This is a genomic window from Marinoscillum sp. (genome assembly GCF_040222955.1).
In the GTDB taxonomy this organism is placed as follows: domain Bacteria; phylum Bacteroidota; class Bacteroidia; order Cytophagales; family Cyclobacteriaceae; genus Marinoscillum.
In genome coordinates this window covers 801268-820014 of the sequence record NZ_JAVKCA010000007.1, presented here as the reverse complement: position 1 = coordinate 820014, position 18747 = coordinate 801268, and the positions used below count along the sequence as shown (strand labels likewise).

Genomic DNA, 18747 nt, shown 5'->3' with positions numbered 1-18747 from the left:
CTTATGAAAGAATCTTTAAGGACTTCCAGGTATCCCAATCGCACTTCGGAAGACAGAGAGCTGATTAACCAGATTTTGGATGAAGCCAGGTTTTGTACCGTGGCCTATGCGGATGATCACGTGGCCCACCAGATCCCCACAGGATTTTGCAGGTTGGAGGATGAAGTGTACATTCATGGATCGGTGAAGAGCCATTTTATTTCCAGACTACTTGAGTCACCTGAGGTGTCGCTTTCGATAATGTTATGTGATGCGTTGGTTTTGGCCCCCACGGCTTTCAATCATTCTGTCAATTACCGTTCTGTCGTTCTCTACTCCGGTGTGAGGGAGGTACGGGATGTGGTGCAAAAAGCACGGGTGTTGAGTGCTTATACGGATAAGTACATCCCCGGAAGGATGCAGGACCTTCCTCAACCTACCCCGGAGGAGCTGAGTGTTACCACAGTGCTGGCCCTATCTACGAATAAGTCCCTCGCCAAAACCCGAACCGGGGGTGTGGGAGTGGATACCTCAAAAAGTAACGTCTGGTCCGGGATTGTACCCGTTCGGATGGAATATGGAACTCCCGAGGTAGATCAGGGGATTAGTCATCTGGAAACACCGCACTATCTGAATCAACTCATAACCGCGAACACATTGTAATGGAAGTAAAACAGGAAGAGACAGGCCATAAAGGTAGTTTTTATGTAGAGCAAGAGGACCAGCGCCTGGCGGAAATGACCTACTCGTGGGCTGGCAACGACCGCATCATCATTGATCATACAGAAGTATCTGATAAGTTGCGGGGGATGGGTGTTGGCCTCCGACTGGTAGAGCGAGCTGTTACCTTTGCCAGGGAGAAAGGCATTTCTATTATACCCCTATGCCCATTTGCCAGGTCTGTTTTCAACAAGAAATCCGATTGGAAAGATGTCCTTTGAACCGATGTATCAGAATGGAGAAAAGAGCCAGTTTGAACTCAGGCACAAGGGTCACACTGCGCTGCTTCTGTATAAGCACAACAAGGGTTCTGAGAGAATTTATTTGGTTCACACGGAGGTTCCGGAAGCCATTCAGAATGAAGGTGTAGGGCAGCAATTGGTGAAAGAGGCGTTGGATTTTGCGGTGCAAAACCACCTGAAGGTCGTTCCCCTGTGTCCCCTGGTGGTGGCCTTTTTAAAAAGAAATCCATCATATCATGGGGTCATTGATGAGGCGAGTAGGAACAATTTTGTTTGATAGTGGTTATCTTCATGCCATGGCAACAAAAGAATATACAAACGGAGAAGTAACCGTAGTTTGGAAGTCTGATCTATGCATTCATTCAGAAAAATGTTTTCATGGCCTTTCGGAGGTTTTTAATCCCAATGAGCGGCCCTGGATCAACGCCCAGGGGGCTCCAACTGACCGGATAGTGGAGCAAGTGAGCAAATGCCCGTCAGGAGCTTTGTCCTATTACCTCAATGCAGACGGCAAGCCAGCAGAGCGGGAGGTGATCACTGACGAACAGATAGTGGAGGTAACGCCCAATGGCCCCCTGATGGTGTATGGAAACCTGAAAGTGAAGATGACAGATGGCACTGAGGCCATTAAGAACAAGGTGACCGCTTTTTGTCGCTGCGGAGAATCTTCCAACAAACCGTTCTGCGACGGCACACATAAAAAGATCGGTTTCGAGGGTTAGCCACTAGTCCTTACTTTTCTCCAGTTCCTCACGGATTTCTTCATTCTTTTGCCTGATTTCCTTCTTGTTATTGGTGGCACCAATGCTGCTGACTACTCCGCTTAGCATGGCCTTTCCCCAGTAATTGAAGATCGATTTGGATTGGTCTCTTTCATGGAAAATATCTCCTTCCCGGACAAACAGAAAGTGCGGATTTCTGGTGTTGACAACAAAAGTATTGGCAAAGAAGGATTTCATAGATACACCCAGCCCTTTGGTCTGAAGGGTTTCATGGTTGAGAACTGAAAGCTTGAGATCGTCATAGTAGAAGCGCATTTCACCCACAGCATAGTCCTCATTCCCTTCAAAAGAAAAGGTCACCGATTTACTCATTCCATCCCTGATCTGTACGAATGCGGTGTTTTCAAGAAATCGATTCATTTCTGTCAAATCCATGTTTCCTACCCGACCATTTGCGGTGTACAGATCAAGCTCACTGGCCAGATCAAACTTCACCTGAAAAAGGAAATCACCGCTATTCATAAGCGTGCCCCTGGTTTTGAAAATCATCACTCCCTGGTTGGCAATTCTGGTTGGGTCGTTGGTGAGGTTGGTTAGTGAACCGCTGATGTCTCTGAAGAAGATGATACCCGGCAGCTCCCCATTTTCTGAGAATTCGGAATGCGAGACGTAGGACGAGCTTATGTTGATGGTATCTATCCGCACACCCATAGATGTGGACCTTAAGAGCGTTTGTGGCAGCGCTTTATAAAGGCCTTCTTCTCTGGGTAACCTTTTGTCGCGGTGGGTATCCAGGTCCAGGCCCCTCAGATTGACTACACGGGCCTGAAGTTTTTCTCTGAAAAGAAGTGAGTCCATTTCGATACCCAGCAACTCCATGTGTGTGAGAGTGCCGTTGAACCAATCCTGTTGATAGGCAATTTTACTTTGAAACTCACCTCTGTTAAAAATAGGCTCATATCTTAGATTTCTGAGGTCGATTTTTTTCAAGTGATGATCGTAACTGTAATTTTTGATCTTCACTCTGAAAAGGCTGTCGGGCAAGGTGTATTCGAGTGATTCTCCAGAGAAAGTGATCGATGCAAAGAGGTCGATGGATAGCTTGATCTCTTTGTCGGAGGAGTAATCGAGTTGATCAACTGTCAGTGCAAAATGACGGAGATAAAGGCTGTCCTGGTGGCTTATTTTGGGGTGGTGCAGTGCGAAAGATCCGTCACTGATCCTGGTGAACCTGACTCGGGTATCAGGTAGCCGAACATTATTTTCGTCCGCAAATTTCCCTAAAGTAAGGGTGGGAGAGGTCAGTGCTAAGGTGTCAATGTCAATGACCTTTTTCTGAATTAACTCATTGATATCCAGTCCGGTAAGTTTCAAATCAGGGATGGAGGCCGTAAAGGAGTTGGATTGTCCGAGGTGGAGATCAGAACAACTGAAATATCCGGTTGCTGTTTGCAGGACAATGGACTCCATTTGGATGTCATCTTCTAGCTGCGGGATTGAGATGGTGGCACTGTGGGATTTCAAGTCATAGTTTCTCGCAAAAAGTGGTTTGCTTTCCGAATCAAGGCTCATATCTTCGATCAAAAGGTCAAACTGCGGAACCGAAACGGAAAGCTGGCCATCGGGAAGGACCAGCTGGAGCTTCCCATTCGTGAAGAGAAAAGATTCAAATTTCACCTGTTGATCAGCTGTTGGTCGATCATCAGGTGACAATGTGGGGATTTTGAGGTTCAGGTCACTGTCTTTGATTGCTCCCCTGGAGAAATGCAGTTGTTTGTTGTTGATGAGTTTCTGAAAGTCAATCCCCTCCAAATGCAGTTGACGACCTTCTACATGCTGAGTGGTTTCCTGCAGGGCCTCTACTGGGAGTAGTTTCACCAAATCTGCATCAATGGTGGTACCGGATTGAGAAAGTTTGAGATTTGTGCCCTGAATGCGATGGTTCCAGTCAGCAAAGAGGTGATCAGCCGAGTCAATGGTGAGACCAATTCCAAACGAATACTCTTCGGTAAGAGAATCAAACCTGAACTTGTTGAGGCTACCTGTCACCCCATGGGCATGTGAAATTTCCCTGGGTCCGTTATGTACTTTTAAAGATCCACCGATCACAGAAAACTTGCTGAATGCCAGGTGTTCCAGTTGCGAAAAATCATTATCCCTTGGTCCCCGGGCTATGTCTATTTCAATAAGAGGCTTGGTAAGGCTCAGGGTTTTGAAAATAATTGCTCTTTTTTCAGTGAAGGCAAACAGGTCGAATCCGGAGAGGGATGCTTCATGAACCTTCAACGGGTACGCACTTGCGGTAGCCTTATAATATACCCCTGAAAGGGTGATGTTTTTTCGATTTTCGCTGACCGCCGATTTAGTCACAGACAGTGCAAAGTCCCGGTGGGAAAACTGCATGCGGCCGGACTGGAGACGATCGATTCTCATGTGGTCCAGCAGGTGCAGGTTCCTGACTGACTCTGGCAGAAGGTTGATATCCGATAGACCGATGTTGAGCTCATCCGCTTCCCACTTTTGATCACCGCTGGTAATATGGACAGCGGCTTGTGGGATTTCAAGGGTTTTGGCGATCAACTGCTTGATGAAACCGGCCCGCTCAGGCGTTTGATTTTTTTCTATTGTAGGGTTAATGTTTAGCCTGATTTCGGGACTTTCTATTTTGGCAGACCTGAGGAGTAAAACGCCCCCGGTCGAGAATTGATTAAAGTCGAGTCCGGTGAGGGCAAGAGTCGGTATGTTGGCATTTACCCAATAAGGGAGAATTTCCTGATCCCTCAGAGGAATGATGGAAATGCCTTCTACGCGCAAGGTGGAGTCTCTGGTGGAAACATGTAGGTCTTTAAAGCTGATAAAGTGACTGCTGTCGGGCATTAAGAAAGAGTGATCTCGGGAGATCATTTGCAAAGAGGAGAAAAAAGTATGGTTTTGCCCGAAAACATTGGTAGAGTCAAGGATGAATTCTTCTATCACCAGGGTACTGTTGCCGGATTTGATGGTGCGATTGCTATGGCCGACTTCCATATTGATGCTTGTCACCGCATCATCAATGTAGAGTTTACCAATTTTGATTTTATTGAAAATAGAATAAATCAAGCTTGGAATGTCATTACCTGATGCCGAAAGCCCGGTTTTACGGATGGATATGGAAGGATTAACGATTCGCACAGAATCCAGAAAGAGCTCGTTGTCCCGATAAGCTTTGGGGAAGTTGAGCCCACGAAAGTTGAGTTCCGGAAATTCAATGTTGTAATGGTTGAGGCCTTTGATCTCTGTGTCCGGACGATCCGTTCGCTCTTTGAGCCTTAGGTTCTTAAAGAGAATGTTCTGTGACTTGGTAGAGAGCGAAAATTGGTCAAATGCAATGTAATGCAGGCTGTCTGCCAGATTGAAATGTTGATTGGTTAAAATCAGGTTGATGTTTTCAGTGAAGAAGAAGTTTTTGCTTCTGGTGGAATCAATCATCAGGCTCTGAACCTGAAAATCAATGTCGTTTAGCAAAATTCCAAAGTTGTCGCGCATGTTGGATTGATAGCGAACTGATCCACTTTTCACCCCCAGGCTGTCAATGGAAAACTTCAAAAGGTAACTATTGATGAGCTGATAGAGGTCACCTGTTTCCATCGAAAAGGTTTCTCGTTTTTTCCCGGGATTGACCTTAATCATCTTGATGGCCGGATCTGTGATGGCTATGTTCTTAAACAGCAACTCTTTTCGGGTGTAAATACCGAGGATGGATTTCAGCGTGATGGATAAATCAGGGACACGCACTTCGTAGAGATGTCTCAGGCTATCAGGCGACTTCTCTGCGTTGGGGAGCAGGGTAAGATTGATGATGTCCAGTCGTTTGTCCAACAGGGAGATGTCCAGCTTATCATAGTCCAACTCGTAGGTGTCCTGGCTTTGCTCGAGAACAATTTTTTTGAGAATCTCTCCGGATAAGGATGAGCCGTATACAAAGAGGAAATAATGAAGGAGGAGAAGAACAGAAAGCAACGCCAATACCAGAAAGACCCTTCTTCTGAGGACGATGTTTTTTTTCACATTATTGCGGCTCATGGATCACAAAGTAATTAATAAAAATGATCATTTGTTTCACCTCGATGGCCAGTTTGAAATAATTATTAACGGAGGTGCCTTTGAAATTTTGTGAAAATCCGTTACTTTGAATTCGATTCTCATTAAGGAATCAGCGGTGGAAAATAAGGCTGCACGTCATGTGCGGCCTTTTTTTATCAATTGATATAACTTTCGATAAAAAAAAGATCAATTTTTCTTTGGAGTACTATCAAATGATAGTAAATTAGCATCATAGATAGTGAGTATCTATTTTCCATAGCTGGTTCTTAATGAGGGAGGGTTACGAAAAGTAACCCTTCTTTTTTTCAAAAGAACTTGCTTATTTTTGGTGTATCATATGGCAATTAATGATCGCATATCAGATTTAATTGGAGAGCTGCATACGAATCCCAATTCTTTTGCAGACAATATCGGTGTGAAAAGTCCTGTGATCTACAACATCATCAAAGGAAGAAGAAGCAAACCCAGTTTCGACGTATTACAGAAAATTTTGATGGCATATGAAGCAATCAATGCCAATTGGTTGCTGAAGGGTGAGGGAGAAATCTGGAAGGAGAAAGAAAACAACTTTGCCCTTGATACCGGATATGCCAGCATCGAAGACCGCATTGTGTCACTCGTGAGTTCACTGAGAGAAGAAATTGGTCTGAGTCCATCCCTTGAGGAATTGTCGGAGTTGATCGGCACGCTGTTGTCTGAAAACATGAAACAGAAGGAAAAGATTGCGGCACTGTATGTGAAGCAGGATAAGATTCTGGAAGTGTTGAGAAACAAATTGAATTTAGACTTCTGATAGCAACTCAATCGATTTGAGTTGATTTTCTATTTCCCTTTTCACCCGGTGGTTGCGATAAAGCACTATAAGTAACAGTGCGAGGAAGAAAAGGCTGCTACCTGCAATCCCGAATTTGGCCATCCGCTCAGTTTCCTGTTTTTCAGTATTGGCAGCCAGCAAGTCAAAGTACCTGTCTGTAAGGAGTTGAATGTTATACCTTTTGTCCAATTCCTCAATTTCTTTTTGCTGAGCAATGAATTGCTCCAGATGCTCACTGTATTGGCGGCCATATTCCAGAGCAGTTTCATACGCTCCTAGCGTGCTATATACTTTGCTCACTTCTCTGAAGATCTCATAAGATGTAGGGGTTTGATGACCGGCTTCAATCAGATCAATGGCCTTTTGATAATAATGGAGGGCCTGGTCATAATCGCCAAGCTCAGAATAAGTTTGCCCCATTTTTTCAAGGGTGCGGAGCTCCTTCAGGATAAAACCTTTATCAATGTTGAATTCATAAGCCTTCAGGTAAAAGGAGATTGCTTTGTCGTACTCTTTCTCATCAAGGTGGATAGTGCCTGCGTTTTGTACACTCAAGGCATAGGTTTCAGGTGAAATTTCCGGTCCGGCTGCTATCACTTTTCCATAATACTCCAGCGCTTTTCGGTTTTCACCCAGGCTGCTGTAGGCTACTCCAATTTTATTGGTCATTACAATCCGCCTTTGCTCTGAAACCTGAAAGTTATTGAGCAAGGAATCAATCTGAACCAGCGCCTGATCCATCTTCTGTTCTTCGAGTAGCTCGTGAATCCTGTTGTTGAGTAGGACAATGATTTGGGATTCATCCTTTCGTTTTCCGGCCACCCTCAGACCTTCATTGATAAATTTGTGGGAGAGTTCGTAATGACCGTAATCACCAAGAATGACTGCAAGGTTTTTGTATATGGCAATCAGGCTGCCTTCCAAATCTTCTCTTTCGCTGATTTCCGCATGGCGCGCGCCTTCCAGGTAGTAAATAATGGCATTGCCAAAGTCGTCAGTTTGAGAACATACGTATCCCAGGAGGTAGTAGGTCTTAGCCATATAGAAGATGTCTTCCTTGGCCTTGGCTACTTCCAGAAAATTTTGCGCGGCTTCTCTAGTTATTGGAAAATCGCCCTGACGGTATATATCCATTACGTTTTCGTAGGCCTTAGAAAGGTCCTCTGAAAACGCTGAAAATGTGCTGAAAACGAATAATAATATGATGGTTACCCTCAAAAGTTATTACTTTGGTTAATAACGGAATTAAAGGTAGAAAAAAGTCGTGAAAGTTGTCACGACTTTTTAGATGAATTTGATTTATTTCTCGGTGAATCAACCGCCACCAGTTGGAGGCTCAGTTTCACTTCCGCTATCTCCGCTTCCAGATGGAGACGGGCTATTGATTTCTGTGTTGTCAATCAGCTCGTCCATGGTGTCGTCCTGAGAGCAAGCACCAAAGGTCATACCTACTGCTAATAATACTAATGCGAGAATGTTTCTTGAATTGTTCATAACTTGGTTTTTTTTGGTTAATAAAGTATAAATTTACTCATTTATAATTTGCTTAACGGTTCGAGTATTGAACAATCGATCCACAGCTAAAATCCTTAAAATCAGTTGTTTGTGAACATTAAAAAGAACATATCAAGACTTTTATCCACGAATGGGGTCGTATTTCGTATGATCTGCGTTGTACTCATTGGTTTTGGCTCAGCTTGCCAAACTAAGGAGGCCGCCTGGGATTCTTTCGGGAATGAGATTAACTCCCGCTCTGCTGTGAGTACCGTGGAGATGGTGAGTGCTGTCAATTCTTCAGACAGTGTTTCGGTAAAGTTTGAGGCAGAGATTGCTGAAGTTTGCCAGATGAAAGGGTGCTGGATGACCCTGAAATCTGCCGATGGAAGCGCTGTACGGGTGACTTTTAAGGATTATGGGTTTTTTGTGCCCAAAGATGCTGCCGGGAAAAAGGTGGTGATAGAAGGTGTAGCACTGTCAGAAGTGTTGGATGAGGCCACAGCCAGACACTATGCCGAGGATGCCGGCAAGCCCTTTGATGAAAATGCAGACTTACGCCAGGTTTCTGTAATCGCCAGCGGTGTGCTGATCGCAAAAGACGATCAGCTGTAAAAGCTTTTGGTCTTTCGCTTCACAAACATCAGTCGAAAGCTGTTTCCGGTCAATGCACCTAATCCCGAGCATAGACCACCAACCACTCCTGTACCAATGATGAGAAAGATGTTGTCGTTGAAAGGGAAGAGTTCTACGATTTTCTCAGACAGAATAGCGCTGGTTTTAATGTCCAGGTACCAGGCGTAGCTCAGCCAAAGCAAACCTCCGCCTAAGAATCCGGAAATAAATACGTTGAAGCCATTGCCATAGAGCGCAAATCCCACGATAAAGGAGATGGCAATGATGACCCACCACTGCAGAACAAATGACAATACGTAAGTAAAAATGATGATCAGAAAAATTCTTGCTATTAACTTCATCTTATTGAGGTTGGATGGTTTGAGTGAAAATCACCTGATCCGAATTTTTAATGTCCGGGCCAAAGAGTAGTGGATAGTATTCCCCTGTAGCCCAGCGGGAGATCATGTGACCATACAGTGGGCTGCCCGGGTTCCCTGTTTGGCTGCCCGGGTATACACCCCAGGCTTTAGTGCCTGCCGGATCCATCTCCACCACCATACGCCACGACGGGCCGTGTCCCTTGCTGGCCGCGTTCACAATGCTGGCATATCCACCCACACGCACCTGATCCACAGAGAAGGGATCCAGACGGAGCAAGTGACGGACGGTGGTGTTTTTAAAAGTATACCAACTCAGGTCTTCGTCATTCTCAGACATGCGTATATCCAGGGAATCGATCGCTTTCTGATAGGTCAGGTTGATGAGGTCCCGGGTAGTTTCTTTCCTGTCGGTGGACAGGATATCAGCAAATACCAGGGACGAATCCCGCTTCAATAAATCAATGGTAACGTACTTATTGGGCCTGTCTATGGCTATGGATACTGTATCCACTTCATCCCAGATCTGCTGATAGAGGATATCCCACCAAAGCTGGTAAACTGAAGGAGCCTTCAGTGATGGTTCATTGAAATAGTCCCATTCGCTCAGTGTTTTGTAGTAGTTCCAGCCCTGGGTGTCGAAGCTGCCCGTATCCAGATAATCCAACATCATCGGCAAACTTTCGGAAGCCATGTAGTTGAAGTTGTCGTTCTGAAGTTTCATCATGTCCTTCGGCAGCATGTCGTTGAGGATCCTCAACCGATCATTGATCCGGCGTCCACGGTAATATTCATAGTTGTGATCATAGATATAATAGGGATACAGCGTGTCCACAGGATGCTGATTGGCAGAGCTGAGAAATCCTCTTTCCGGATTTTTTGCAAAAAGGCTGTGCTCAAATGGAATGTATGATTTCCATTCGTAGGTGGAATTTGATCCATCCATCAGGAATTTGCCTTGTTCGCGCCACTTCACGGGAAATTTGCCGGGCAGCCAGACGGCAATGTCTCCTTTGGCGGAGCCAAACATGAAATTCTGAGGAGGCCCCTGAAATTTCATCATGGCTTTGGTGAAATCCTCATAGTTTCTGGCTTTGTTGATTTCATACATGGCATTGATGGTGGTGCTCGGATAGTGAGCGATCCATTTCATAGCGTAGTTGGTTTTGCCATTTTCCGGAAAGAAATTACGGTCATAGACCACCGGGCCATGATGCACATAGACAATGGTATCAGTATAGGTGGCGCCTCCGGCAATTTTGAATACCTCCAGCTGCTTGTCTGTTTTGAACCACTGGTTGTTATACAGGTATTCATTGCGGTTTTCGTCCCTGAACTGAATAGAGTACCAGTCTACCTGATCACGTGGTGAGTTGGTCACTCCCCAGGAGATGCTGTCATTGAAGCCAATGAGGATGACAGGAGTACCAGGAACAGTTACACCCATTACATTCTTATCATCGGCGTGAAGGTGATAGGCATACCATATCGAAGGCAGAGTCAGCTCCAGATCGGGCTCGTTGGCCAGCATGACATGACCGTTTTTGGATTTACTTGCCGATACGGCAAAGTTGTTGCTGCCGTTAAGCGGATGTGGCTTGTCGATCGTCTTTTTGGTTTTGGTAAGCGGGTACTCCAGGGTGGGTTTGATGACTTTGAGGGGATCGAAACTCCATTTTTTTCCTTTAGGGATCACCGGATCCAGATTACCGAGCTGATCCGGATATAGCATATTGAACATGTCCCGACCAAAGAGGGCGAGCGCATTGGTGTTTTCCAGGTCAGACTCACCTCTGGAGAGGGTGTTGCTGAGCATGGCATAGGCCAGGCAAGACTTCAGCGGCGACCATGCTTCAGGTTTGTAGTTCAGTAGCTTAAATTCCAGTGGGTACTGCGCATAGGTGAGTTGGTCTATATAGGCATTCACACCATCGCTGTAGGCATTGAGTACCGGCAGCAGGTCAGGATCGGACTGTATGGTCACGAGCAGGTCTTCGGTCATTTTTTTCAGGCCAATTCTCCTGTTGAATCGATCGAAATTAAGCGTGCGTTCACCCAGAACCTCCGAAAGTCTGCCAAAAACGAGCCTGGAAAAGAAGTCCATCTGCCAAAGCCGGTCCCTGGCGGTGAGGTATCCCTGCACCCTGTGGAGGTCGGTTTCATTTTCAGCATAGATATGTGGAATGCGCATCTCGTCATAGTAGACAGTCACCGGGGCAGTCAGCCCTTCCATATCCAGTGTTTCTTCATAGTTGATTCCTGGTTCTTCTGCATTTTGCCAGAAGCCGTGAAACGGGCTCAGAAATTTGCCCAACGGCGGAACCCCGGCTATCCGCGTGTTCAGAGACACACCCAAGGCAATGGTTATGGTAAGAAAGAAAATAAAACGAAATGTCTTCATCGTGTATGGGTCATTTGATTCATCAAAACCTGTGGAAGAGGAATGTTTCAGTGCGGCGGGCTCTTCTCAGCTCTCAATGAATACAGGTGAAGGCGGGCCCGTCATCATCGGGTGTCGCCTTTATTTCAGATCGGAAAAATATTAAGAAAAGAGGAGATTGCATACATTTGGAGGCATCAGTATGGACAAGCGCTCAAAATACTTTAGATATATAAAACCGTCATTTGATTTTTTGATGGCCGGTTGGCTGTGTATGGTGCTTTTACCCCTGATGGTCGCTATTGCTTTGTGGCTCTTTTTGTCGGGCCGCCCGATTTTTTTTGCTCATGAACGTCCGGGTATGGGGGGGAGGTTATTTAAGATGCTGAAGTTTACCTCCATGAGTGATGCGCCTGATGACCGGTTTCCGTTTGGCAAGCTTCTCAGGAAGACATCACTGGATGAGCTGCCACAATTATTCAATATTTTAAAAGGGGAGATGAGTTTCATTGGCCCCAGACCACTTTTGGTGGAGTACCTGCCAAAATACACGGCAGAAGAGCACCGCCGGCATGAGGTGAAGCCAGGTATTACTGGCTGGGCGCAGGTGAATGGGCGCAATGCACTTGATTTTAAAGCGAAAATGGAATTGGATTTGTATTATGTTGCTCATTGCTCTTTTGGGCTGGATGTGAAGATCTTTTTCAGGACCTTTATTCAGCTGGCAAGGTGGTGGGAGTCCGATTACCATGCCGTGCAGATCAAAACCTCCGAATCACCTTGAGCAAGGAGCGCATTTATTTTTCGCCACCCTATATTTCGGATACTGAGATGGCTGCAGTGATGGATACGCTTCGTCAGGGATGGATCGCCCCTGTGGGGCCGCAGCTCGATCAGTTTGAGGAGTCACTTTCCCAAAAATTCCAATATCCAAATGTACTGGCGCTGAACTCAGGCACCGCCGCCCTGCATCTGGCCGTACGGTTGGCAGGTGTGGGTGCCGGTGACCGGGTGATTGTGGGGTCGTTTACTTTTGTGGCAGCAGCCAACGCGGTAAGCTACGAACGAGGTGTGCCGGTGTTCATGGATAGTGAACGAGATACGTGGAACCTCGACCCGGGTTTATTAAATGACTACCTGAAGGCAACACAGGGCAAGGCCTCTTTTCCAAAAGCTGTAATTGTGACACACCTGTTTGGCCAGCCGGCCAAAATAGAAGAGATCGCGGAAATATGTGCTCAATATGAGGTGAAGCTGATAGAGGATGCTGCTGAGGCACTGGGTACGACCAGCTCCGGAGGACGATTTGTAGGAGGGGTGGGGGATTTTGCTGCACTCTCATTCAATGGTAATAAGATCATAACCACAGGTGGAGGTGGTGCACTGATTTGCAAAAATGCGGCTGATCATCAGCGTGCGCAAAGCCTGGCTTCACAGGCTAAAATGCCGGCCAATCATTACCTCCATGAAGAAATGGGCTTCAATTACAGGCTGAGTAATGTCCTCGCGGGACTTGGGCTGGCGCAGCTGGGTCGTTTTGATGAGATTATGGAACGAAAAAAGGCCAGATTTCAGCGTTATCACCAGGCACTCAAAGGGTTGCCATGGCTGACTCCAAAGGAGGTGTCGGGAGCTAATGGCTGGGTATATCCTTGTGTAATGGATCATGAAATAGGCGTGGATGAGCTGATCCGGCGATTTGAAGCGGCCAACATTGAGGCCCGCAGGTTTTGGAGACCCCTGCACATGCAACCGCTGTTTTCTGGTGCTGAGTATGTGGGTGGCTCCGTGGCTGAGGATCTTTTCAGGAAGGGGATATGCCTGCCAAGTGGTGCGGGGCTCACTTTTCAGGAGATGAGCCGGGTGATAGGGGTGCTGGAGAAGGTCTAGGCTTATTTTCCTTTGAACAATCCAGGCGGAAGAAAAAATTCAAATTTCAGGTTCAGAAACAGGTAGGCATCTTTGTCCTGCTGATCTCCTCTGGGAGCACCGGCTACCAGCCGGTCATAGGCTTCCTGATTAATTACACCCACTTCGTCCTTGCGGTTGGAAAGAAGATCTGCACCCGGCCCCGGGTTTTGAGGGTAGTTGCCCGAGACATCATCCAGATAGTCCGATAGTGTGAATCGGTAGGTGATTTCAGTGGCAAAGTTCAGGAATGGATTGATTTTCCATTTAAGACCGGCACCCACCGGGAAGATCATTGTAAACCTGCTGTATTCGGTGTTTTCCGTTTGGATGTCATATAGGCTATACTGCTCACCAGCGAGCTCCGCAGTGGGGCTGATAAACGTAGCGCCAACACCAGCGAGCAGGTAAGGGTCTACTTTGTGTCTTTTGTAATAGGCCCCGGCATATTTTTTCATATAAAAAATGCCCTGCACACTGACCTCATAATTGGAGGAACTGAAAGAGAGGTTTCGCTGCTGCGCATATGAGCTGTCAGGTGCATGTTTGTCATGGCCTCTGATGCTGTATCGGCCCAGCTCTACCCGGGTCCCCACTTTGGGGAGCAGGCGGGCCTCCATTGCCAGACTGAGGTTAGAAATTTCGTTTTGGATGCTGCCATTGTGCTTAAGCTCCCCACGGTAAGAGGCAAAGCCAAAGCCAGCCTGGGCCGTAAAGTAGCGGTCGTTCATCTGCCAGGAGAGGAAGTCCTGTGCCATAGTGAGCGACCCTAAGAGTAAAAGGAAAATGTAAATGAGGGCCTGTTTTTTCATCCGGTGTCAAAATAAGGGAAAATTATTGAATGGTGAATTGAAAACGGTGAGAATGGTGGATTGAGATGAGGGATGCTGCTGTGGATTAGGATATGATAGCCGTTTCAGCAGGTATGTTTCGTGGATTTACCCGGGTGACCCACAGACGTAAAAAGGTACTTTAACCACCTCAAAAAAGGCTGTTCCACCGGAGTGAAACAGCCTTTCTCTGGTTGTTTAAACCCGAATTAAAGAGAATACCACGCCTGTACCTCATAGGGGTTGAGTGCTCTGGAGTATATCCTCACCTCGTCCAGTACGCCCTCCAGCATATAATCAGATCGTCGGTCTGCATTACTACCCAGCTTGATGGTACGGGCCTGCGTACCCTGACGAGCCAGGGTACCTGACCCCTCATCTGCCGCCAACTCATTGCCGTTCAGGTAGAGCCTCATCGTCTGGCCATCATAGACGGTCACGAAGTGGTACCAGGTATTTTGTGTGATGGTCAGCAGGTTTTTTCCCACTTTGACGCCAGTCCAGGCATAAGTGACACTGTCCACTGCTGTGTAAACCCCTGTGGCGATTTGGTTGTCTTCAATGCGTTGTAAAAACATGGCATTACCGTCGCGCGAGTTGGAGAGAATCTCCTGCCTGTTGTTATTGAGCGAGTCAAACTTCACCCAGCATCCAACACTAAAGCCTTCCAGGCCGGACAGTAGACTGTCGGCAATGGATGTCTCTATATAATCTGTGGAGCCATTGAAGCGATAGGCCTGGTTGGCATGCCCCTTGCGACTGGCCGTCAACGTGGCTCCGTGCACCTCCCCATCAAACCCGTGACCACTTAGGTCGGTAGCATCTCCAATAAAGTCATAATGCGCCAACAATCCAGCCTCCAGGTTTACCAGTGCCACGTAGTTGAAGGTGAGAATGGTGTATCCGTAGGCGGCAGGGGTATCCCTGGTGGCATCCAGTACTTCCACAGATTTGATGATGGTTTCATCCAGGATCACTTCAAAACTTACCGGGAGCGGATCTTCCACATAGCTGGCATATTCTGAACCTTCTTTCGGACAGATCAGCCTGGCATTTTCTTCAGCATCCAACACAATAAAGTCTGTAATAAAATAAGTGCCGACACGAAACTGAATGTTTTCGGTGAAGTAACCATCGCCCAGTTTGATCAACTCCAGTTTCTCACTGTTCAGAACATATTCACCAGAGTCATCCATGATGGAGACCACCAGGTATTTGTAGTCTTCATCACTGGTCGTTCTGCCAGCTCCTGAAGATGCTGTGTTGGATAGTGACAGGCTGATATATCCCCGGCCGTCTGGTGCTGTGGGATCTTCGGGTGTGCAGGCACTTACTAGTAAGATGATAAGACCGACCCATAAAGGGTGGAGATTGGTTAATGTTTTTCGTTTCATTCAGATAGCGTTTTGGTTGTTTCTGTCTATGAAACGGGGAGGGTTGATTTTACCCTACCTTTTGTTTTGGGATGGGTGTCACATCCAGTGGAATGGATGGTGCCAGGGAGCTGTGCAAGGCCGGCTGGAGACCTCCCGGGGCAGGGGAACCCTGCTCTGGTTCTTATCGATTACAGGTTCAGCTTGAGGATATAGAGCTGGCCCGCGGTTAGGAGTTGTTATTTATGCTGAAAGCCGTAATCATGTCCAAAGGGGATTGATGAGGTCTTCCGGTTGCTTTTTCAAAATCGGAAGGAACATCATTTACGCCGTTCTTAATTCCCTCATAAATTCCTGCGATGACGGTTCCAATAAAGTCGCCAAGCGCTGCCTTTCTCTCAGCTAAATACTCGTCAAATGAAATGGAATTGAATGTCAAATCTGTGTCAAAGACCTGATTAATCAGTTGGGCCAACTTTTCCTGTGTGATTGGTTCTCCAACTAAATTATACGTTTGGCCATTGTGCTTATCATTTAAAAGCATTTGAGCGTAGGCATATGCCAATTCTCCCCGATTGGTGTAAGCACATCTGCCTTCCCCAGCGCAGTTTCGGATTTCTCCTTCCTGAATGTAGTTATCCAGATATTCCAGGTCGGGCTCGATGTAAATGCCGTTTCTGCCGATGACCCATTGTAGTCCTGATTTCCGGACATCTTGTTCTGTCTGACGATTGCTCTGTACTACCGGGCTGAAGGCCGTGTTTTCTTCATCACCCACTATGCTGGTGTAAACGATTTTCCTGACACCGTTTTGTTTTGCTGCCTCAATGACATTTCGGTGTTGCTGAATTCTTTTGTCCGGAGCATCCATCCCTGAAAGTAAAATGACTTTGTCTACACCTTTCAGAGCTTGGTCAAAATCCTCCCGACTATTGTAGTCTCCTTTTCTCACCTCTACGCCGAGGTGCTCCGCCTTTTTGGGCGTCCGGGCAATTCCGATGACATTTTCACTGCCAATTTCTATGATTAGTTGTTTGATAATGGATGAACCAAGTTGACCGTTGGCTGACGTCACTGCGATTTTCATCAGTTGAATTTATGGGTATAAAAGAATCGGGAATTCTAAGGTATTCATTTAATTCGTATAGACAGGTAGTTGAGGGGGCGGGAATAAATGCCATCAGTCACTCTAAGGCTTTTGTATGTGTTGGGTGATGTTAAAGTGTTTGATGGAAGCTAAATTGAAGCTGATTCTTTTGCCAACTGTCCGTTGCCTGTTTCATGACTCCCAGTTGAATTTTAAGTTCCTTTTTAATCACATATCCAGCTGCCACATAAAATCTATTCCTGTCAAAAATTTCCACACTATTTCCGTTCCCTATATTTCTTTCACCATTGATGAAAAGTTCATTATAAAGGGCCAGGTAAAGCGCCTTATCATCCATTGTCGCTTTGTTCAATGGTATATTTAAAAATAAATTATACCTATAGCGTGTTCTGAAATCTTGATTTTCAACAAACCTTTGCTCATACCTAAAGCGATGATTGGTATAGAGGCGATTGCCAAATTTAACCGGGAATAGGGCTTCCTGGTAAATTCTACTCTCTGATGTAGTTGAGTTATCGGATCCGTAGCTTCCTGTAGTTACATTCCCATAACCAAAAGTAAGTTTCACATCGGCATTTTTAGGTTCATATGTTATGCCTCCACGCAACAATAATTGTTCAAGGTCTCCGGCAGTATTCCAGTTGCGATATTGGACGTCTCCCTGAACTCCCCAGGAGCTTTCTTTGAAAGTGGTATTAAAAAAATACATATACCATGCCCCTAATTTATCTTCATTTATCTGTGCTTCTCCGGACTTTGGAAGGAGTATGGAAATACATATTATTGATAAGAATATACTTTTTTTCATATGGAATAATGTCACACAATAATCAACTAGCGGGTGTATGCCCACAGCTGGTAAAAAAGCGCTAAACTAGTGAAATCTGCCGCGCCCGGCAAGGGGAAAGCTTCCAAGGTTTGTAGAAAGCACTGCGTTCTGAAAGTCTCAAGCCAGAAAGATGAAAATGTCTAGAAGCACAAAAGCTAGCAGAATGGGCAGGGTCACGGTCAAGTTGCACTGAAATTTCAGATAAGCACTTTGGTCATTCGCCATATCGCCTGTTACCGCCAGTTATTCTAGTTCCATTTCGGTGTTGTTCTTTATTAGCTCGTAAATATCAGGACGATGCTTTCTTACGGTCTCGTTCATCATTTCTTGAATGAATGTTGCCACAAAATATTGCGAGTTTTCCGGAGGTTCAAGACCAAGATCTCTATAATCCATGTAATCGCTGGACGACATATAATGAGGTTGCAAGTAAAATAAATAAGCTAAGTGCTGAATCAAAATATCCCTAAGATCAATGGAAAATCTATCTAGATATTTTGTTCGCTCAGGTAAGTGGATTTCATTGTCGTTGATAAGAAGATTATGGTAGAAATTATAGTGAGTATGATCGTTACATCTATCTCTAATTTTCTCGTAGTTGCCTTGTTTATTGATGAGTTCGGTTACGGATTGAAGTCTCGACGATTTGTTAATATGTTTCGAAATTTGACCAAATCGGGGCATTTTTTCTTTTCCTCGTCTCCAGTTTTCAATTTGTTCTACAATTAATGAATCGAGGCTAGATTGTTCTTGAAGGTAAATGTTTGTATATATGTTAATTACCGTTGAGTCATAAAACTTTCTGAGAAGCGCATATGAGTCGTTGATTCTTCCAAGCTGCAGAATCGATTGAATTGATTCAAGTGTTCCTTGCATTGAAGTGAACACATAGGTATCCATATTAATGATTCCTAATGTTCCAATCGTAGCAAAACCCATAGTTGAGTATGACAGGCTAGAGTAAAAAATGGAATAATTTTTTAGTTGTTCGAAAATTGGGTGTTCCTGATATTCCTTGTCAAATTCTAGGTTCATTTACAACGTGCGGTATTGGCGGCAACGCCCATGTATGAGGCGTGTCTCACACTTTTTGGACTGCACTAAGCTAGCGAAACTGCCCAAGCCCCACAACAGTAACTACGAAGCACTGCGTTCCCCTGATGAAAGGCCAGAACCACAGAAAGAGCTAGCAGCACAGAACTGTCAGAATGGACAGTGAAGCTGGCAAATAACCGAATGAAGCTGGCAGAATGCTCAGTAGGCGCATAAC

At 45.7% G+C, this 18747-nt stretch carries 18 protein-coding genes; 8 read left to right on the top strand and 10 right to left on the bottom strand.

Translation table 11 applies throughout. The features are described from left to right. Positions 1 to 3 precede the first annotated feature (3 nt). The 4 genes from RIH33_RS05485 to RIH33_RS05470 are packed head-to-tail and all read left to right on the top strand — an operon-like array spanning position 4 to position 1663. The gene (locus tag RIH33_RS05485; RefSeq protein ID WP_406650757.1) at positions 4 to 642 is read left to right on the top strand and encodes a pyridoxamine 5'-phosphate oxidase family protein; all 639 of its coding nucleotides are present in this window, start codon (positions 4 to 6) and stop codon (positions 640 to 642) included. Then, on the top strand, positions 642 to 920 hold the full coding sequence (locus tag RIH33_RS05480; RefSeq protein WP_406650758.1) for a GNAT family N-acetyltransferase: 279 nt from the start codon (positions 642 to 644) through the stop codon (positions 918 to 920). The genes RIH33_RS05485 and RIH33_RS05480 overlap by 1 nt, the downstream gene beginning before the upstream one ends. Then, positions 910 to 1218: a GNAT family N-acetyltransferase gene (locus tag RIH33_RS05475; protein ID WP_406650759.1), complete on the top strand. Its 309-nt coding sequence runs from the start codon at positions 910 to 912 to the stop codon at positions 1216 to 1218. Before RIH33_RS05480 ends, RIH33_RS05475 begins: the two co-directional genes overlap by 11 nt. A gap of 19 nt (positions 1219 to 1237) precedes the next feature. Continuing rightward, entirely contained in the window at positions 1238 to 1663 is a 426-nt protein-coding gene (locus RIH33_RS05470; RefSeq protein WP_406650760.1) for a (4Fe-4S)-binding protein, read from the top strand. A gap of 3 nt (positions 1664 to 1666) precedes the next feature. Here the strand turns inward: RIH33_RS05470 and RIH33_RS05465 are convergent, their stop codons facing one another. Then, complete coding sequence (locus RIH33_RS05465; protein WP_406650761.1) at positions 1667 to 5725, bottom strand: hypothetical protein; 4059 nt, start codon at positions 5723 to 5725, stop codon at positions 1667 to 1669. Between the two features lie 358 nt (positions 5726 to 6083). Between RIH33_RS05465 and RIH33_RS05460 the strand changes: the two genes are divergently transcribed. Beyond that, a complete protein-coding gene (locus tag RIH33_RS05460; RefSeq protein WP_406650762.1) occupies positions 6084 to 6539 on the top strand; it encodes a hypothetical protein in 456 nt (151 codons plus the stop codon). On the opposite strand, the gene RIH33_RS05455 is transcribed toward RIH33_RS05460, so the two are convergent. Both RIH33_RS05455 and RIH33_RS05450 read right to left on the bottom strand, forming a co-directional pair. Then, positions 6528 to 7778: a tetratricopeptide repeat protein gene (locus RIH33_RS05455; RefSeq protein WP_406650763.1), complete on the bottom strand. Its 1251-nt coding sequence runs from the start codon at positions 7776 to 7778 to the stop codon at positions 6528 to 6530. The two genes, RIH33_RS05460 and RIH33_RS05455, sit on opposite strands and share 12 nt — an antisense overlap. A gap of 96 nt (positions 7779 to 7874) precedes the next feature. Continuing rightward, the gene (locus RIH33_RS05450) at positions 7875 to 8054 is read right to left on the bottom strand and encodes a hypothetical protein (RefSeq protein WP_406650764.1); all 180 of its coding nucleotides are present in this window, start codon (positions 8052 to 8054) and stop codon (positions 7875 to 7877) included. A 168-nt stretch (positions 8055 to 8222) separates the two neighbouring features. On the opposite strand from RIH33_RS05450, the gene RIH33_RS05445 reads away from it, so the two are divergent. Next, a complete protein-coding gene (locus RIH33_RS05445; protein WP_406650765.1) occupies positions 8223 to 8669 on the top strand; it encodes a DUF4920 domain-containing protein in 447 nt (148 codons plus the stop codon). On the opposite strand, the gene RIH33_RS05440 is transcribed toward RIH33_RS05445, so the two are convergent. Both RIH33_RS05440 and RIH33_RS05435 read right to left on the bottom strand, forming a co-directional pair. Then, positions 8660 to 9031, bottom strand: coding sequence for a hypothetical protein (locus RIH33_RS05440; RefSeq protein ID WP_406650766.1), 372 nt, complete (start codon positions 9029 to 9031; stop codon positions 8660 to 8662). The two genes, RIH33_RS05445 and RIH33_RS05440, sit on opposite strands and share 10 nt — an antisense overlap. Position 9032: 1 nt before the next feature. Next, entirely contained in the window at positions 9033 to 11450 is a 2418-nt protein-coding gene (locus RIH33_RS05435; protein WP_406650767.1) for a penicillin acylase family protein, read from the bottom strand. Between the two features lie 181 nt (positions 11451 to 11631). On the opposite strand from RIH33_RS05435, the gene RIH33_RS05430 reads away from it, so the two are divergent. Next, positions 11632 to 12213, top strand: a complete 582-nt coding sequence (locus RIH33_RS05430) for a sugar transferase (RefSeq protein WP_406650867.1) — start codon at positions 11632 to 11634, stop codon at positions 12211 to 12213. Further along, positions 12210 to 13319 carry a DegT/DnrJ/EryC1/StrS family aminotransferase gene (locus tag RIH33_RS05425; RefSeq protein WP_406650768.1) on the top strand — a complete coding sequence of 370 codons (1110 nt, stop codon included), beginning with the start codon at positions 12210 to 12212 and terminating at the stop codon, positions 13317 to 13319. The genes RIH33_RS05430 and RIH33_RS05425 overlap by 4 nt, the downstream gene beginning before the upstream one ends. A gap of 2 nt (positions 13320 to 13321) precedes the next feature. On the opposite strand, the gene RIH33_RS05420 is transcribed toward RIH33_RS05425, so the two are convergent. The 5 genes from RIH33_RS05420 to RIH33_RS05400 form a co-directional block, all read right to left on the bottom strand. Next, on the bottom strand, positions 13322 to 14149 hold the full coding sequence (locus RIH33_RS05420) for an outer membrane beta-barrel protein (RefSeq protein ID WP_406650769.1): 828 nt from the start codon (positions 14147 to 14149) through the stop codon (positions 13322 to 13324). A 227-nt stretch (positions 14150 to 14376) separates the two neighbouring features. Then, positions 14377 to 15561, bottom strand: a complete 1185-nt coding sequence (locus RIH33_RS05415) for a LamG domain-containing protein (protein ID WP_406650770.1) — start codon at positions 15559 to 15561, stop codon at positions 14377 to 14379. A 208-nt stretch (positions 15562 to 15769) separates the two neighbouring features. Continuing rightward, a complete protein-coding gene (locus RIH33_RS05410) occupies positions 15770 to 16627 on the bottom strand; it encodes an SDR family oxidoreductase (RefSeq protein ID WP_406650771.1) in 858 nt (285 codons plus the stop codon). Positions 16628 to 16757: 130 nt separating this feature from the next. After that, positions 16758 to 17456: a DUF2490 domain-containing protein gene (locus RIH33_RS05405; RefSeq protein ID WP_406650772.1), complete on the bottom strand. Its 699-nt coding sequence runs from the start codon at positions 17454 to 17456 to the stop codon at positions 16758 to 16760. A gap of 264 nt (positions 17457 to 17720) precedes the next feature. Continuing rightward, entirely contained in the window at positions 17721 to 18512 is a 792-nt protein-coding gene (locus RIH33_RS05400; RefSeq protein ID WP_406650773.1) for a hypothetical protein, read from the bottom strand. Positions 18513 to 18747 lie beyond the last annotated feature (235 nt).

Excerpts from the sequence above, each read along its gene's own strand:
- RIH33_RS05450 (WP_406650764.1), bottom strand. The coding sequence starts at position 8,054 with ATGAACAATTCAAGAAACATTCTCGCATTAGTATTATTAGCAGTAGGT.
- RIH33_RS05435 (WP_406650767.1), bottom strand. The coding sequence starts at position 11,450 with ATGAAGACATTTCGTTTTATTTTCTTTCTTACCATAACCATTGCCTTG.
- RIH33_RS05465 (WP_406650761.1), bottom strand. The coding sequence starts at position 5,725 with ATGAGCCGCAATAATGTGAAAAAAAACATCGTCCTCAGAAGAAGGGTC.
- RIH33_RS05485 (WP_406650757.1), top strand. The coding sequence starts at position 4 with ATGAAAGAATCTTTAAGGACTTCCAGGTATCCCAATCGCACTTCGGAA.
- RIH33_RS05475 (WP_406650759.1), top strand. The coding sequence starts at position 910 with ATGTCCTTTGAACCGATGTATCAGAATGGAGAAAAGAGCCAGTTTGAA.
- RIH33_RS05440 (WP_406650766.1), bottom strand. The coding sequence starts at position 9,031 with ATGAAGTTAATAGCAAGAATTTTTCTGATCATCATTTTTACTTACGTA.
- RIH33_RS05405 (WP_406650772.1), bottom strand. The coding sequence starts at position 17,456 with ATGAAAAAAAGTATATTCTTATCAATAATATGTATTTCCATACTCCTT.
- RIH33_RS05430 (WP_406650867.1), top strand. The coding sequence starts at position 11,632 with ATGGACAAGCGCTCAAAATACTTTAGATATATAAAACCGTCATTTGAT.
- RIH33_RS05400 (WP_406650773.1), bottom strand. The coding sequence starts at position 18,512 with ATGAACCTAGAATTTGACAAGGAATATCAGGAACACCCAATTTTCGAA.
- RIH33_RS05480 (WP_406650758.1), top strand. The coding sequence starts at position 642 with ATGGAAGTAAAACAGGAAGAGACAGGCCATAAAGGTAGTTTTTATGTA.
- RIH33_RS05415 (WP_406650770.1), bottom strand. The coding sequence starts at position 15,561 with ATGAAACGAAAAACATTAACCAATCTCCACCCTTTATGGGTCGGTCTT.
- RIH33_RS05470 (WP_406650760.1), top strand. The coding sequence starts at position 1,238 with ATGGCAACAAAAGAATATACAAACGGAGAAGTAACCGTAGTTTGGAAG.
- RIH33_RS05410 (WP_406650771.1), bottom strand. The coding sequence starts at position 16,627 with ATGAAAATCGCAGTGACGTCAGCCAACGGTCAACTTGGTTCATCCATT.
- RIH33_RS05460 (WP_406650762.1), top strand. The coding sequence starts at position 6,084 with ATGGCAATTAATGATCGCATATCAGATTTAATTGGAGAGCTGCATACG.
- RIH33_RS05420 (WP_406650769.1), bottom strand. The coding sequence starts at position 14,149 with ATGAAAAAACAGGCCCTCATTTACATTTTCCTTTTACTCTTAGGGTCG.
- RIH33_RS05445 (WP_406650765.1), top strand. The coding sequence starts at position 8,223 with ATGATCTGCGTTGTACTCATTGGTTTTGGCTCAGCTTGCCAAACTAAG.